13 protein-coding genes are annotated in these 13,823 nt (G+C 73.0%); 6 read left to right on the top strand and 7 right to left on the bottom strand.

Annotated elements, in window-relative coordinates; genetic code table 11:
- Nucleotides 1-121 precede the first annotated feature (121 nt).
- Nucleotides 122-1,132, bottom strand: coding sequence for a tripartite tricarboxylate transporter substrate binding protein (locus E1165_RS23610; RefSeq protein ID WP_132393944.1), 1,011 nt, complete (start codon nucleotides 1,130-1,132; stop codon nucleotides 122-124).
- A gap of 99 nt (nucleotides 1,133-1,231) precedes the next feature.
- Here E1165_RS23610 and E1165_RS23615 point away from each other — a divergent pair, with 99 nt between their 5' ends.
- Entirely contained in the window at nucleotides 1,232-2,896 is a 1,665-nt protein-coding gene (locus E1165_RS23615) for an ATP-binding protein (protein WP_132393945.1), read from the top strand.
- Nucleotides 2,893-3,567: a response regulator gene (locus E1165_RS23620; RefSeq protein ID WP_132393946.1), complete on the top strand. Its 675-nt coding sequence runs from the start codon at nucleotides 2,893-2,895 to the stop codon at nucleotides 3,565-3,567. Before E1165_RS23615 ends, E1165_RS23620 begins: the two co-directional genes overlap by 4 nt.
- A 4-nt stretch (nucleotides 3,568-3,571) precedes the next feature.
- On the opposite strand, the gene E1165_RS23625 is transcribed toward E1165_RS23620, so the two are convergent.
- Entirely contained in the window at nucleotides 3,572-4,255 is a 684-nt protein-coding gene (locus E1165_RS23625; RefSeq protein ID WP_132269032.1) for a response regulator transcription factor, read from the bottom strand.
- A 21-nt stretch (nucleotides 4,256-4,276) separates the two neighbouring features.
- Entirely contained in the window at nucleotides 4,277-5,560 is a 1,284-nt protein-coding gene (locus tag E1165_RS23630; RefSeq protein ID WP_132393955.1) for a cell wall metabolism sensor histidine kinase WalK, read from the bottom strand.
- A gap of 213 nt (nucleotides 5,561-5,773) precedes the next feature.
- Here E1165_RS23630 and phoU point away from each other — a divergent pair, with 213 nt between their 5' ends.
- Entirely contained in the window at nucleotides 5,774-6,427 is a 654-nt protein-coding gene (phoU, locus tag E1165_RS23635) for a phosphate signaling complex protein PhoU (RefSeq protein WP_132393947.1), read from the top strand.
- Nucleotides 6,428-6,476: 49 nt separating this feature from the next.
- Here the strand turns inward: phoU and E1165_RS23640 are convergent, their stop codons facing one another.
- The gene (locus E1165_RS23640; RefSeq protein WP_132393948.1) at nucleotides 6,477-7,244 is read right to left on the bottom strand and encodes a phosphoglyceromutase; all 768 of its coding nucleotides are present in this window, start codon (nucleotides 7,242-7,244) and stop codon (nucleotides 6,477-6,479) included.
- Between the two features lie 151 nt (nucleotides 7,245-7,395).
- Between E1165_RS23640 and E1165_RS23645 the strand changes: the two genes are divergently transcribed.
- Nucleotides 7,396-8,718 carry an MFS transporter gene (locus tag E1165_RS23645; protein WP_132393949.1) on the top strand — a complete coding sequence of 441 codons (1,323 nt, stop codon included), beginning with the start codon at nucleotides 7,396-7,398 and terminating at the stop codon, nucleotides 8,716-8,718.
- A 429-nt stretch (nucleotides 8,719-9,147) separates the two neighbouring features.
- On the opposite strand, the gene E1165_RS23650 is transcribed toward E1165_RS23645, so the two are convergent.
- From E1165_RS23650 to mshA, 3 genes are all read right to left on the bottom strand, one after another.
- Complete coding sequence (locus tag E1165_RS23650) at nucleotides 9,148-10,056, bottom strand: hypothetical protein (RefSeq protein WP_132393950.1); 909 nt, start codon at nucleotides 10,054-10,056, stop codon at nucleotides 9,148-9,150.
- A gap of 76 nt (nucleotides 10,057-10,132) precedes the next feature.
- Nucleotides 10,133-10,648 carry a YbjN domain-containing protein gene (locus E1165_RS23655; RefSeq protein WP_132393951.1) on the bottom strand — a complete coding sequence of 172 codons (516 nt, stop codon included), beginning with the start codon at nucleotides 10,646-10,648 and terminating at the stop codon, nucleotides 10,133-10,135.
- A 57-nt stretch (nucleotides 10,649-10,705) separates the two neighbouring features.
- On the bottom strand, nucleotides 10,706-12,070 hold the full coding sequence (gene mshA, locus E1165_RS23660; protein ID WP_132393952.1) for a D-inositol-3-phosphate glycosyltransferase: 1,365 nt from the start codon (nucleotides 12,068-12,070) through the stop codon (nucleotides 10,706-10,708).
- Between the two features lie 180 nt (nucleotides 12,071-12,250).
- Here mshA and E1165_RS23665 point away from each other — a divergent pair, with 180 nt between their 5' ends.
- Both E1165_RS23665 and E1165_RS23670 read left to right on the top strand, forming a co-directional pair.
- Nucleotides 12,251-13,015 (top strand): SDR family oxidoreductase, encoded by a 765-nt coding sequence (locus E1165_RS23665; protein WP_132393953.1) that lies wholly within the window; start codon nucleotides 12,251-12,253, stop codon nucleotides 13,013-13,015.
- A partial coding sequence (locus E1165_RS23670; RefSeq protein WP_132393954.1) for a class I SAM-dependent methyltransferase occupies nucleotides 13,012-13,823 on the top strand: 812 nt, incomplete at its 3' end. The genes E1165_RS23665 and E1165_RS23670, both read left to right, overlap by 4 nt.

A 13,823-nucleotide genomic window follows, 5' to 3' on the forward strand; every position in this document is an offset into this window, starting at 1 on the left:
GGCGGGGAGGGGGGTGGCCCTGCCTGCTCCCGGCGCGGCGGCACCGCCTGGTCCGGCACGGTCGGTTCCGCCGACCGGGGCGGCGGGTCGCCGCCCCGGTCCGGTCGGGTCGTCCTGCCGGTCATGCCAGTCCGAGCTGCTTGAGCAGGTCGGCGACGGACTTGTCCTGCTCGGTGAGGAAGGTGGCGAACTCGTCGCCGGTGACGAAGGCGTCGGTCCAGCCGCGCTTGGTCAGTTCGGCCTTCCACTCGTCCGAGTCGTGCATCTTGGTGAGCGCGTCGATCCAGACCTGCTTGTCGGCGGCGCTGATCCCCGGCGGCGCGACGATGCCCCGCCAGTTGGTGAAGATTAGTTCGATGCCGGACGACTTGAGCGTCGGCACGTCCTTGAGCGCGTCGACCGGCTCCTCGCTGGTCACCGCGAGGACCCTGATCTGACCGGCCTGGACCTGGTCGAGGAACTCGCCGAAGCCGCTGGCGCCGAACGCCACCTTGCCGCCGAGCAGGGCCGGCAGCAGTTCGCCGCCGCCGTCGTACGCGACGTAGTTGACCTGGCGGGGGTCGATGCCGACGGTCTTCGCGAGCTGCATGGGCAGCAGGTGATCGGGTCCGCCGGGCGAGGAACCGCCGCCGACGGCGATCTTCTTCGGATCCGCCTTCCAGGCCGCGACCAGGTCGGCGATCGTCCGGTACGGGGAGTCCTTCGGCACCACGATGGCGCCGGCCTCCTCGATCAGCTTCGCCAGCGGAGTGGTCTGGGTGAGCGTGGCCGACGACTTGGAGGTGTACGAGGCCCCGACGACGCCCAGCCCCATCTGCATGGCGAGCTTGCCGTTGCCCTTCTCGTTGACCGTCCGTTGCAGGCCCACGGTGCCCCCCGCGCCGGGCAGGTTGAACACCTGCACGCCAGTGGCGATCTTGGCGTCCTCCATCACCTTGGCCGCCGTGCGGGCGGTGGTGTCGTAGCCGCCACCGGGGGTGTTCGGCACCATGATCCGCAGTCCGGAGACCGGATTGCCGTTCCCACCGCCGGACGCGCCCTCGTTCTTGTCGGCGGTGGCCCCGCATCCGGCCAGGGCCAGCGCCGTGGCGGCAGCGGCACCGATGGCCAGCAGTTTTATCCGAGTTGCCATCTTGTTTCTCTTCCGTTTCGAAGGAGTCCGGCGGCAAGATGATGGCCCCCGGGTGGACGCCGCGTCTGCCTTCTGTCACCAGCGAACATTGAGGTCTTTGTGGTCACGGTCACGCCCCGCCGCACGCTGGCCGGGCAACTGCTCGTACTCCAGCTCGCGATTGTGGTCGTCGTGCTGGTGGCGGTGGCCGCCGTGTCGCTGGCGCAGTCCGCGGCCACCTTCAACCGGGTGGAGGGACGGCGGGTGGCCGCCCTCGGCGAGCAACTCGCCGGCAACCCCCTGCTGCGCGACCAGCTCAGCCAGCCAGCCCCGGCGGAGCGGGTCGCCCCGCTGGTGCAGAGCACCCTCGACCAGTCCGGGGTGACCTCGGTGACGGTGGCGGACGCCCGGGGCCGGGTGGTCGCCTCCACCGACCCGACGCTGGTGGGCAGCCAGCTGGTGCTCGGCGACCCGCGGGTGGCGCGGGGTGGCGCCTGGTTCGGCGAGCTGGAACTCGGCGGTTCGCGGGAGCTGGTGGCCCAGGTACCGGTGCTCGGGGCCGACGAAGAGAAGAAGAACGTGGGTCGCCACCTGGGCGTGGTGACCGTCGGCGAGGCGGCCCCGACCTGGTCGGAGCGGCTGGTCGGCGCGTCCTCGTACCTGCTCACCTACCTGGGCATCGCCAGCGTGCTGGGGGTGGTCGGCTCCTGGCTGCTGGCCCGGCGGATCAAACGGCAGACACTCGGGCTGGAGCCGCGCGAGATCGCCGGCCTGGCCGAGCACCGGGAGGCGCTGCTGCACGGCATCGCCGAGGGGGTGATTGCGCTCGACCCCCAACTGCGGGTGACGCTGGTGAACGCGGTCGGCCGGCGGCTGCTCGACCTGCCCGAGGACTGCCTCGGGCGCAGCCTCGCCGACCTGCGGATCGGCGGCCGGCTGCGCGACGTGCTGGCCGGCACCGGCAGCGACCCGGACGCCCGGGACGAGGTGGTGGTCCGGCGCGGCCGGGTGCTGGTGATGAACCGGATGACGGTCAGCAAGGACGGCCGGCGGCTCGGCTCGGTGACCACTTTGCGGGACCGCACCGAGCTGGCCCGGCTGGAGCAGGAGATCGGCTCGTTCCGCAGCAGCACCGAACTGCTCCGCGCGCAGACCCACGAGTTCGCCAACCAGTTGCACACCATCTCCGGCCTGATCCAGATCGGCGAGTACGACGAGGTGGTCCGGTACGTCGACGCGTTGAGCCGGCACCGGGCCTCGCTCGACCTGACGGTGACCAGCCGGATCCACGACACGGCGGTGGCGGCGCTGCTGATGGCGAAGTCGGCGACGGCCGCCGAGCGCCGGGTGGAGTTGCGGATCTCCGAGCGGACCGGCCTGGACCGGCTCGAACCGGCGGTCGCCGCGGACGTGGCGACGGTGCTGGGCAACCTGGTGGACAACGCCGTCGAGGCGGTCGCCGGGGGCGACCCGGCAGGCCGGGGCGAGCCGGTGGACGGTGAGCCACCCGCCTGGGTCGAGGTGGAGCTGCGCCGGGACGCCTCCTCGGTGGAGATCGTGGTCCGGGACTCCGGGCCCGGGGTCGCTCCCGAGTTGGCCCAGGAGGTCTTCACCCACGGCTTCACCACGAAGGCAGCCCAGGGCGGTGAGCGGGGCATCGGCCTGGCGCTCACCCGCTTGGTCTGTCACCGTCGGGGCGGCGAGGTGGCGGTGGCGAACACCGAGGAGGGGGCGATGTTCACGGCCCGGATGTCGGTGACCGGCACGACGGAGGTGGCCCGGTGATCGACGTGTTGGTCGTCGACGACGACTTCATGGTGGCCCGGATCCACCGCGGCTTCGTGGAACGGGTCGCCGGCTTCCGGGTGGTGGGCACGGCGAGCACCGGCGAGGAGGCGGTGGCCGCGGTCGGCGAACTCCGCCCCGACCTGGTGCTGCTCGACCTCTACCTGCCGGACATGTTCGGCCTGGACGTGGTGACCCGGCTGCGGGCCGCCCGGCACGACTGCGACGTGCTGGTGATCAGCGCGGCCCGGGAGGCCGAGGCGGTGCGCCGGGCGGTCCGCTACGGCGCGGTCAACTACCTGCTCAAGCCGTTCGGTTTCGACGAGCTGCGGACCCGGCTGGAGCAGTACGCGGCGCGGCGCGGCGCGGCGCGCGCGACGGTGGTGGCCGACCAGGCCGACGTCGACCGGGTGTTGTCGCGCAGCGGCACGCAGTTCGCCACCTCGGCGCTGCCCCGGGGCCTCAGCGCGGAGACCGCCGAGCTGGTGGAGCGGGCGCTGCGGGACCACTCCGGCACCCTGTCGGCGGCCGAGTGCGCCGGAGCGGTCGGTATCTCCCGGGTCAGCGCCCGCCGCTACCTGGAGCACTTCGCGGACACCGGCCGGGCGGAGGTGACCCTGCGGTACGGCTCGGCCGGCCGTCCGGAACGCCGCTACGGCTGGGTGGGCTGACGGCCTACGGCTCGAACTTGTAGCCCAGGCCACGCACGGTGACGATGTACCGGGGCGCGGACGGCTCCGGTTCGATCTTGGAACGCAGCCGCTTGACGTGCACGTCCAGGGTCTTGGTGTCGCCGACGTAGTCGGCGCCCCACACCCGGTCGATGAGCTGGCCCCGGGTGAGCACCCGGCCGGCGTTGCGCAGCAGCAACTCCAGCAGCTCGAACTCCTTGAGCGGGAGCTGGACGGGCGCACCGTCGACGGTCACCACGTGCCGCTCGATGTCCATCCGGACCGGGCCGGCGGCCAGCGTCGGCGTGCCCGTCTCGGCGACCTCGGTGCTCTGCCGCCGCAGCACGGCACGGATCCGGGCGACCAGCTCGCGGGGCGAGTACGGCTTGGTGACGTAGTCGTCGGCCCCGATCTCCAGGCCGACCACCTTGTCGATCTCGCTGTCCCGTGCGGTGACCATGATGATCGGCACGTGCGAGCGCTGCCGTAGCTGCCGGCAGACCTCGGTGCCGGACATCTCGGGGAGCATCAGGTCGAGCAGGACGATGTCCGCGCCGGTCCGGTCGAACTCGGTCAGGGCGGAGGGGCCGGTCGCGGCGACGGACACCTCGAAGCCCTCCTTGCGAAGCATGTACGACAGGGCGTCGGAGAACGACTCCTCGTCCTCGACCACCAGAACGCGGCTCAACAGGGTGCTTCCTTTCCTTGGTCAGACCTGCCGAAGCTCGGCCGGGCCGGCCTCGATCCCAGTCGACGGCAGTATCGTCTCCAGGTCGTCCGGAGGTCTCGCGGGTAGCCGTAGGGTGAACGTCGACCCCCCTCCGAGGGTGCTCGACACCTCCACCCGGCCGCCGTGGTTGCTGGCGATGTGCTTGACGATGGCCAGGCCCAGGCCGGTGCCCCCGGTGGCCCGGGAGCGGGCCTGGTCGGCCCGGTAGAACCGCTCGAAGATCCGGTCGACGTCGTTCGGGGCGATGCCGATGCCCTGGTCGGTGACGGCGACCTGGACGTGCTCGTCGTCCGTCCGGGTGGTGACAACCCGGACCGTGGTGCCGTCCCCGGAGTAGTTGACGGCGTTCTCCACCAGGTTGGCCACGGCGGTGGCGAGTTGGGTGTCGCTGCCGTAGACGGTGAGCCCCTTCTCGCCCTCGGTGACCACCTGGATGTCGCGGGCGGAGGCGGCGGTCCTGGTCCGGTCGAGCACCTCGGCGAGCACCCAGTCCACGGCGACCGGCTCGGGCGGGGGTTGCGGCTCGGCGCCCTGGAGCCGGGTCAGTTCCAGCAACTCCTGCACCAGCCGGCCGAGCCGGGTGGACTCGTGTTGGATCCGCTCGGCGAAGCGGCGGGCGGCGACGAGATCCTCGGAGAGGTCGGGCGCGCCCGCCGAGGCAGGTTCGGTGGCGTCCAGCAGCGCCTCGGCGAGCAGTTGCAGCGCGCCGATCGGGGTCTTCAGTTCGTGGCTGACGTTGGCGACGAAGTCGCGGCGTACCCGGGCGAGCCGGTGCGACTCGGTGACGTCGGCGGCCTCGACGGAGATGTAGCCGGCGCCGAGCCCCATCGCCCGCAGGTGCACGCCGAGCGGGTTGTCCCCGGCGTTGTCGCGACCTCGTGGCAGGTCCAGCTCGATCTCGCGCCGCACCCCGGTGCGGCGCACCTGCCCGGCGAGGGTACGGATCAGCGGGTGGGCGGCGATGGAGCCGGGTGTGGCGCCGGTACGCAGCAGCCCCATCGCCCGGGCGGCGGGGTTGACCAGGACGGGCACGTCGTCCTGGTCGAGCACCACCACGCCGGCGCGGAGTGAGTCGATCGTCTTGCGGCCGAGCCCGGACAGCCCGCCCTGCTGGTCGTCGGGAATCGCGGGCCTCCCCATGCTCCACCGGGAGCCGGTGCTCCCGGGCGACGCCGGTCGGCGCCACCACGACCCTCGGTGCCTGGCCAGCGCCAGCCCGGCGACCAGTCCGGTCGCCAGTGCCACGGCCACCGCGGCGGCCACCGCCCATTCCACCTGGCGATCGTAGAGTCATTGTTAACCTAGGGAACGCCCAGACCGGGACGAACTACTCTCACTTCCGCAGAAGTTCACTCGTGGGTCCCACGTCGTTCACCAGAGTTCACCTCGGATCCGTCCCCCCGGCCTACCGTGGGCCGCGCACCGCTGACGACACCCGCCGGGCCTCCGGCGGCCACCGAACCTCAGGAAGTGACGATGCGTGACGAGTTCCGGGCCGACCTGCAGATTGTCAGCCAACTGCTGGTGGACATGGCGGAGGGGGTGCGCGCCGCCATGCACCGGGCCACCCGCGGCCTACTCAAGGCCGACCGCGAGGCGTCGGAGGCCGTGATCGCGCGGGACTCCGAGATCGACGACCTCTACCAGCAGGTCGAGGAGCGGGTCTGCGACCTGCTGGCCCGGCAGGCGCCGGTCGCCTCCGACCTGCGCGCCATGATCACCGCGCTGCACGTCGCCGCCGACCTGGAGCGGATGGGCGACCTCGCCGACCACGTGGCGAAGACGGCGCTGCGCCGGCACCCCTCACCGGCCGTGCCGGCCGAGCTGCGGCCGGTCTTCACCGACATGGCCGCCATCGCCGACCGGATGGCCGAGAAGATCGGCAAGGTGCTGGCCAGCCCCGACGCCGACCTCGCCGCCGAGCTGGACCGCGACGACGACGCCATGGACGACCTGCACAAGAGCCTCTTCGGGGTCCTGCTCGGCGACGACTGGCCGTACGGGGTGGAGACGGCGATCGACGCCACCCTGCTCGGCCGGTTCTACGAGCGCTTCGCCGACCACGCGGTGAACGCCGGCGAGCACGTGGTGTACCTGATCACCGGGGAGACGGCGGCCACGCCGAACTGACCGGGCACGACGGCGGCCCCCGGAGTTCCGGGGGCCGCCGTCGTGGGCGTCAACGGCCCTGGTTGGCGACCGCGGCGGCGGCCTCCTTGGCGGCCTCCGGGTCGAGGTACGTGCCGCCGAGGACCTGCGGGCGCAGATCCGGCGCGAGGTCGTAGCGCAGCGGGATGCCGGTGGGGATGTTCAGCTTGGCGATGGCCTCGTCGCTGATCTGGTCCAGGTGCTTCACCAGGGCACGCAGCGAGTTGCCGTGCGCGGCGACCAGCACGGTGCGGCCGGCCAGGATGTCCGGCACGATCGAGTCGTACCAGTACGGCAGCATCCGCTCCACGACGTCCTTGAGGCACTCGGTGCGCGGCATCAGCTCGTTGGGCAGCAGCGCGTACCGGGGGTCACCCGCCTGCGACCACTCGTCGTCGTCGGCGATCGGCGGCGGCGGCGTGTCGTACGAGCGGCGCCAGAGCATGAACTGCTCCTCGCCGTACTCGTCCAGGGTCTGCTTCTTGTTCTTGCCCTGCAGGGCGCCGTAGTGCCGCTCGTTGAGCCGCCACGACCGGCGCACCGCGATCCAGTGCCGGTCGGCGGCGTTCAGCGCCAACTCGGCGGTGCGGATCGCGCGCCGCAGCACGCTCGTGTGCACCACGTCCGGGAGCAGACCGTGCTCGCGCAGCAGCTCACCGCCGCGGCGCGCCTCCGCCTCACCCTTGGCGGTCAGGTCGACGTCGACCCAACCGGTGAAGAGGTTCTTCGCGTTCCAGTCGCTCTCGCCGTGCCGCAGCAGGACCAGCGTCCCGACGGTGGGCCCTTCGCTCGCAGTCATGCCGGTCATCCTGCCGCACTCCGGCGAAGGACACGCGGGCAGTGGTGGTGACGACCACCACGTGGAAAACCCGATGACCAGCGAAACTCCCGGACACTAGGTTGTAAGGCGCTTGAACTGGGTCGGTCATTACCTGAGCGGGGGCGCGGACGTGCGGACGGTACGGAACTGGTTCCGGGACACGACGGGTGGGCTGCCAAGGCCCTTCTGGTACCTCTGGACCGGCACCCTGGTCAACCGGCTCGGCTCGTTCGTCCTGATCTTCATCGCCATCTACCTGACCCGGGAGCGGGGTTTCTCCGACGCCCAGGCCGGCCTGGTGCTGGGCCTGTGGGGAGCTGGCGGCGCGGTCGGCACGACCGTCGGCGGCATCCTCGCCGACCGCTGGGGGCGCCGGCCCACCCTGCTCACCGCACACCTCGGCGCGGCCACCATGATGCTCGCGCTCGGCCTGGCCCGCCCGCTCTGGGCGATCGGGGCGGGCGCGCTGCTGCTCGGCATGTTCGCCGAGGCGGCCCGGCCGGCGTTCGGCGCGATGATGGTCGACGTGGTGCCCGAGGCCGACCGGCTGCGGGCGTTCTCGCTGAACTACTGGGCGATCAACCTCGGCTTCGCCTGCGCCGCGGTGCTCGCCGGGCTCGCCGCCGAGGCCGGCTACCTGCTGCTCTTCGTGGTGGACGCGGCCACCACACTGGTCACCGCGTTGATCATCTTCACCCGGGTCAGGGAGACGCGCCGGGCCACCACCCCGACCGGAGGCACGAGCGGCCGCGCACCCACCGGTGCGTGGCGAACCATCCTCACCGACCGGGTGTTCCTGGGCTTCGTGGTGCTCAACCTCTTCGGCGCGCTGGTCTTCCTCCAGCACGTCTCGATGCTGCCGATCACGATGGGTGACTCCGGCCTGAGCCCGGCCACCTACGGCTCGGTGATCGCGCTCAACGGCGTCCTGATCGTGGTCGGGCAGCTCTTCGTACCCCGGCTGATCCGGGGACGGAACCGCTCGCAGGTGCTCGCCCTGGCCGCGGTGGTGATGGGCGTCGGCTTCGGGCTGACCGCGTTCGCCGAGGCGGCCTGGTTCTACGGGCTGACGGTGCTGATCTGGACGGTCGGCGAGATGCTCAACTCGCCCTCCAACGCCACCCTGATCGCCGAACTCTCCCCAGACGAGCTGCGCGGCCGGTACCAGGGCATGTTCTCGCTCTCCTGGCAGGTGGCGGGCGCGGCGGCGCCGGTGCTCGGCGGCCTGGTCCGGGAGCACGCCGGCAACGCGACGCTCTGGCTGGGCTGCGCGGTGGTCGGCGGGCTGGTGGGCGTCGCTCACCTGGTCTCCGGGCCGGCCCGGGAACGGCGTGCCGCGCGGATCCGCCCGGCGGCGGAGCCGGTGATCCCGGTCACCGCCGTCCGGCCGCCGGCCCCCGCGGTGGCCGAGGCCGCGGTCACCGCGCCCGCCGCGCCGGTTCCGGCGCCCTGAGGGACGCGGCCGCACCCGGCGTAGTGCTCGACTCAAGAACAGCGTCGATCACGGGCGGAGGCCCCCACGGCAAAGCGCCCACCGCGACCGTGGTCGCGGTGGGCGCTCGTACCGCCTGCCCGGCGGCGGCGGGCGACCCTCACCCCCGTAAGCGTCGCCCGCTCGCGCCGCCGGTTCCCGGGTGGCACCGTCCCCCAACGGTGTTCTCCACCCGACTGGCGCCTCGCTCGGTGCACGGATCTGATCGATCCACCGCTCCCCCGAACGGTTCCGAGCGTGGCGCGGTGCAATAAAGTTAGTTCGCCCGGATTCCGGTTTCAACCCGGATCGGTGTCTCGCCGGTCACAGCACCGGTCGTCCGAACCGGTGGGTTTGTTCCGGGCCACGTCGTGGTCAACGGGGTGTTCCCGCAGGCCATTCCCGTAAACCTCAGGCGTCCTCCCGATCGGGCGACTCGGTACGGAAGAAGTTGCTCTGCCGGCCGTCGCGCAACTGCTCCTGGTAGATGAGGTTCAGCTTCCGCGCGTCGAACGTCCGGAACCAGTCGTCCCAGCTGATGACCTGCACCCGCCGGCTCTCCCGATAGCCCGGGATCTCGAAGGTGAGCACCCCCGGACGGCCGTCCCGCTCGGTGCCGGCGATGGTGGCCGGCCGGGCCCCCCGGGCCCGGGCCCAGTTCCGGATCACCTCGTGGTTCGTGGTGACCAGGCTGCGGCCGGGACGTTCGGGACGGTCCGTCGGCGCGGTGATCAGCTGCGACGACCGTACCGATCGGGAGGTGCCGCCGCCGGTCCGCGCCTTCGTGGCAGCCCGGCCCGTCGTCCGGGACGCGGCCTTCGCGGGCGTCGCCTTCGCCCGCGACGTCGACGCGGCCTTCGCGGCCGTCGCCCGGGTGCGCTTCGCGGGCGCGGCCTTCGCCCGGGACGGGGCGACGCCCGCCGCCCGCGCGGTCGTCGCCCCGCGGGCGGTCGGGGCGCTCTTGCGCGCAGGAGCCGCCTTACGGGCGGGGGCCGGCGCGGACCTCGCCCGCCCCGACGCGGCACCCCTGCCGGCGGTGGCCTTCCCCGCCGGCGCCCGCCCCGCCGGGCCGGTGGCCCGTCGGGCCGCGCCGCCGGGACGGCCCTCCGCCCGCAGCGTCCGCGCCAGCGTCTTCACCAGCTCCGGCTTGCGCAGCGCGGAGATCCCCGAGACACCGCGACGCCGCAACTGGCCCCGGATGTCGTCCACCCGCATCCGGGAGATCTCCGACTCGGAGATCCCCGGGGTGTTCGGGGTCTGGTTGCCCTGCCTGGTCCTGGTCGCAGTTCCGCCGCGACCTGAGCTGCTCCGCTGAGCCATGGCACGCTCCTCGACAGTCCGTCCTCGGCCTGCGGCGGGTCCCTGACTGCCGCGCCGCAGCGGTGCGGCATACCCGTCAGAGCCGGTCCGAACCCCCCGGGGACGGTGCGAACAGGTGGGCGAAGGCGGCGAGGTTGGCCGTCGACTCCCCCCGCTTGACCCGCCACTCCCACTCCCGGCGGATCGCGCTGCCGAAGCCGATCTCCAGCATGGTGTCGAAGGACTCGTCGGCGTACGTGAGCACCGCGCCGAGCAACCGGTCCAGCTCGTCGGCGTCCACGCCGGCCGGATTGACCCGTCCGGTCAGGTACACGTCACCCACCGCGTCGATGGAGAACGACACGCCGTACATCCGGGCGTTGCGCTGCAACAGCCAGGCCCACAACTCCTCGCGCCGCTCGTCGGGCTGGCGCATCACGAACGCCTCGATCCGCAGGGCGTGCTCCCCGATGATCAGGTTGCAGACCGTCCTGAGCTTGTGCGTGCCCGGCAGGGTGACGGCGTACGAGGTGTCGCCGGTCGACTCCCACTCCAGCTGTCGCTCGGCACAGACGGACTCGATCAGGGCGGCCAGGTCGCTCTTCGCGCTCATCGCACCCACTCTACGGTCGGTGGGAGGGGCACACCGGACCGCGATTGTTGGACCACGTCACCACGAGCAGGACATGGCCGCGTCCCCGGCCAGGCGGGCCGCCAGCCGGCTCCGGTGCTCGGCGATCGCCTCGCCGTACACGGCGAGCAACCCGGAGACCGTCCGCTGCCAGGAGAAGTTGCGGGCGTGCCCGGCCGCCCCGGCGCCCAGCGCGGCCCGACGCGGCCCGTCAGGCAGCAGGCGACCGAGGGCACAGGCCCAGTCGACCGGATCGTGCCCGTCCACCAGCATCCCGCTGACCCCGTCCCGGACGGCGGTGACCAGGCCACCCACGGCGGCGGCCACGACGGGCGTGCCGCACGCCTGCGCCTCCAGGGCGACCAGCCCGAACGACTCGTTGTACGACGGCACCGCGACCAGATCCGCCGCCCGGTACAGGGCGGGCAGGTCCCCGCCGGTCTGCGGCGCCAGGAAGCGCACCCGGTCGGCGACGCCGAGCGAGGCGGCCAACTCGATCAGCGCGGTGGGCCGCTCCAACCCGCTGCCGCTCGGACCGCCGCAGATCACCACGGTCAGCTCGTCGGCCAGGGCGGGATCCCGCTCGCGCAGTGCGGCAGCCGCCCGGATCAACACGTCGGGGGCCTTGAGCGGCTGGATCCGGCCGACGAACGCCACCACGTACCCCCCGGTGGGCAGCCCCAGCCGACGGCGGGCCGCGCGGGTGGCGGCGCTACGGCTCCCCGGGGCCGGGCGGAACCGTTCCAGGTCGACGCCGGGCTCGACCACGGCGACCCGGTCCGGGTCGGCGTCGTACCGGCCGATGAGGTCGCCCGCCTCGGCCCGGGTGTTGGCGACCAGCCGGTCGGCCTCGGCGACCACCTGTTCCTCGCCGATCACCCGGGCCTTCGGCTCGGGGCGGTCACCGGCGGCGAGCTGAGCGTTCTTGACCTTGGCCAGGGTGTGCGCGGTGTGCACCAGCGGCACTCCCCAGCGCTCCTTGGCGAGCCAGCCGACCTGCCCGGAGAGCCAGTAGTGCGAGTGGATCAGGTCGTAGTGACCCGGCGGGCGAGCCGCCTCGGCGCGTAGCACCCCGGCGGTGAAGGCGCAGAGCTGGCCGGGTAGATCTTCCTTGGTCAGCCCTTCGAGCGGGCCGGCGGTGACGTGCCGGACGTGCACACCGGGAGCCATCTCGACCACCGGAGGCAGGTCGCCGGAGGTGGCCCGGGTGAAGATCTCCACCTCGACGTCCGCCTGGGCGAGCCGCCGGGCGACCTCCAGGATGTAGACGTTCATGCCGCCGGCGTCGCCGGTGCCCGGCTGGTGCAGCGGCGAGGTGTGCACCGACACGGTGGCGATCCGGCGGGGGCGGGGCCACGGCAGGGCACCTCGCTGACGACCGACACCGGTGTGCAACTCCGCCACGTCCGCTCCCTCTGTCACGGTTGATGCCGTCCCGCACGACCGGCGCTTCTCGGTCAACCGCCACGCCGGATGCCATCTTCCCGATCCCACCGCGGAAATACGCCGGAGCCGTCCGCGGGCGTGACCGACCTCATCCACCGGCCCCGCCCCCTTCTCGCCAGGGAGGCGGAGAATGGTCGGATGACCCCTGTCGCGATCGTCACCGGGGCGTCCAGCGGGATCGGTGCGGCCACCGCCCGCCGGCTGGCCGCCGAAGGCTTCCACGTGCTGGCCGCCGCGCGGCGTACCGACCGGTTGGCCGAGCTGGTCGCCACGATCGAGGCCGCCGGCGGCAGGGCCACCGCGGTCGAGTGCGACGTCACGGTCGACGGGTCCGTCGCCGGGCTGGCCGCCGCCGCGCGGTCCGCGCCGGGGCCGGTCACCCTGCTGGTCAACAACGCCGGCGGCGCGCGCGGGCTCGACCCGGTGGAGTCCGGCGCCGTCGACGACTGGCGGTGGATGTACGAGGTCAACGTGCTCGGCACGTTGCGGGTCACCCAGGCCCTGCTGCCCGCGCTGGAGGCGTCCGGCCGGGGCACCATCGTGATCGTCTCCTCGACCGCCGGTCACGTCGTCTACGAGGGCGGCGGCGGCTACAGCGCGGCCAAGCACGCGCAGACCGCCGTGGCGGGGACGCTCCGGCTGGAGCTGTGCGGGCGACCGGTCCGGGTCGTCGAGATCGACCCCGGCATGGTCAAGACCGAGGAGTTCGGCCTGAACCGCTTCGACGGGGACGCCGACCGGGCCGCCGCCACCTACGCCGGGGTGGCCGAACCGCTGGTCGCGGAGGACGTCGCCGACTGCATCGCCTGGTGCGCGACCCGCCCCCGACACGTCAACGTGGACCGTCTCGTCGTCCGCCCGCTGGCCCAGGCCGCCCAGCACAAGGTGCACCGGGTCGGGTGAGCGCGGGCCAGCCGGCCGCGTCGGTCCGGCCGCTCGGCGTGGTCACCCGCGGGACGACCAACCCGAACCGGCTCCGGCGGGTGGACAACTGGATCGTGGCGTACTGCGGCGACCTGCTCCGGGCGTCCACCGACCCGCTGGTGGTCGACCTGGGCTACGGCGCGACCCCGGTCACCGCCGTCGAGCTGCGCGCCCGGCTCGCCGCCCGGGTCCGCCAGGACGTGCGGGTGGTCGGGCTGGAGATCGATCCGGTACGCGTCGCCGCCGCCGCGCCCGCCGCCGACCCGCCCTGGCTCACCTTCGCCCGGGGCGGTTTCGAGCTGGCCGGGTTGCGCCCCGTCCTGGTCCGCGCGTTCAACGTGTTGCGCCAGTACGACGAGAGCGAGGTGGCCGACGCCTGGCGTACGGTGATCGAGCGGCTGGCCCCGGGCGGGGCGCTGGTCGAGGGGACCTGTGACGAGCTGGGACGGCTCGGCAGTTGGGTGCTGGTTGACGCCGACGGGCCGCGTACCCTGACCCTGGCCGCGCGGCTGGCCAGCCTGGAGAGCCCGGCCCAGCTCGCCGAGCGGCTGCCCAAGGCCCTGATCCACCGCAACGTGCCGGGCGAGCGGATCCACGACCTCATCCGCGCGCTGGACGACGCCTGGCGGGCGGCGGCCGGCTACGCCCCGTTCGGCCCCAGACAGCGCTGGGTGCGGGCGGTCCGGACGGTCCACGACGCCGGTTGGCCCGTCCACGGCCGCCCCCGTCACTGGCGCCAGGGTCAACTCACCGTTCCCTGGCCCGCGGTGGCCCCCACCCCCCACTG

The organism is Micromonospora sp. KC723 (assembly GCF_004348595.1).
GTDB lineage: Bacteria > Actinomycetota > Actinomycetes > Mycobacteriales > Micromonosporaceae > Micromonospora.

What these genes read in the sequence shown, in the direction of transcription:
- E1165_RS23610 (WP_132393944.1), bottom strand. Translation starts at nt 1,132, where the DNA reads ATGGCAACTCGGATAAAACTGCTGGCCATCGGTGCCGCTGCCGCCACG.
- E1165_RS23640 (WP_132393948.1), bottom strand. Translation starts at nt 7,244, where the DNA reads ATGACTGCGAGCGAAGGGCCCACCGTCGGGACGCTGGTCCTGCTGCGG.
- E1165_RS23650 (WP_132393950.1), bottom strand. Translation starts at nt 10,056, where the DNA reads ATGGCTCAGCGGAGCAGCTCAGGTCGCGGCGGAACTGCGACCAGGACC.
- E1165_RS23665 (WP_132393953.1), top strand. Translation starts at nt 12,251, where the DNA reads ATGACCCCTGTCGCGATCGTCACCGGGGCGTCCAGCGGGATCGGTGCG.
- E1165_RS23655 (WP_132393951.1), bottom strand. Translation starts at nt 10,648, where the DNA reads ATGAGCGCGAAGAGCGACCTGGCCGCCCTGATCGAGTCCGTCTGTGCC.
- phoU (WP_132393947.1), top strand. Translation starts at nt 5,774, where the DNA reads ATGCGTGACGAGTTCCGGGCCGACCTGCAGATTGTCAGCCAACTGCTG.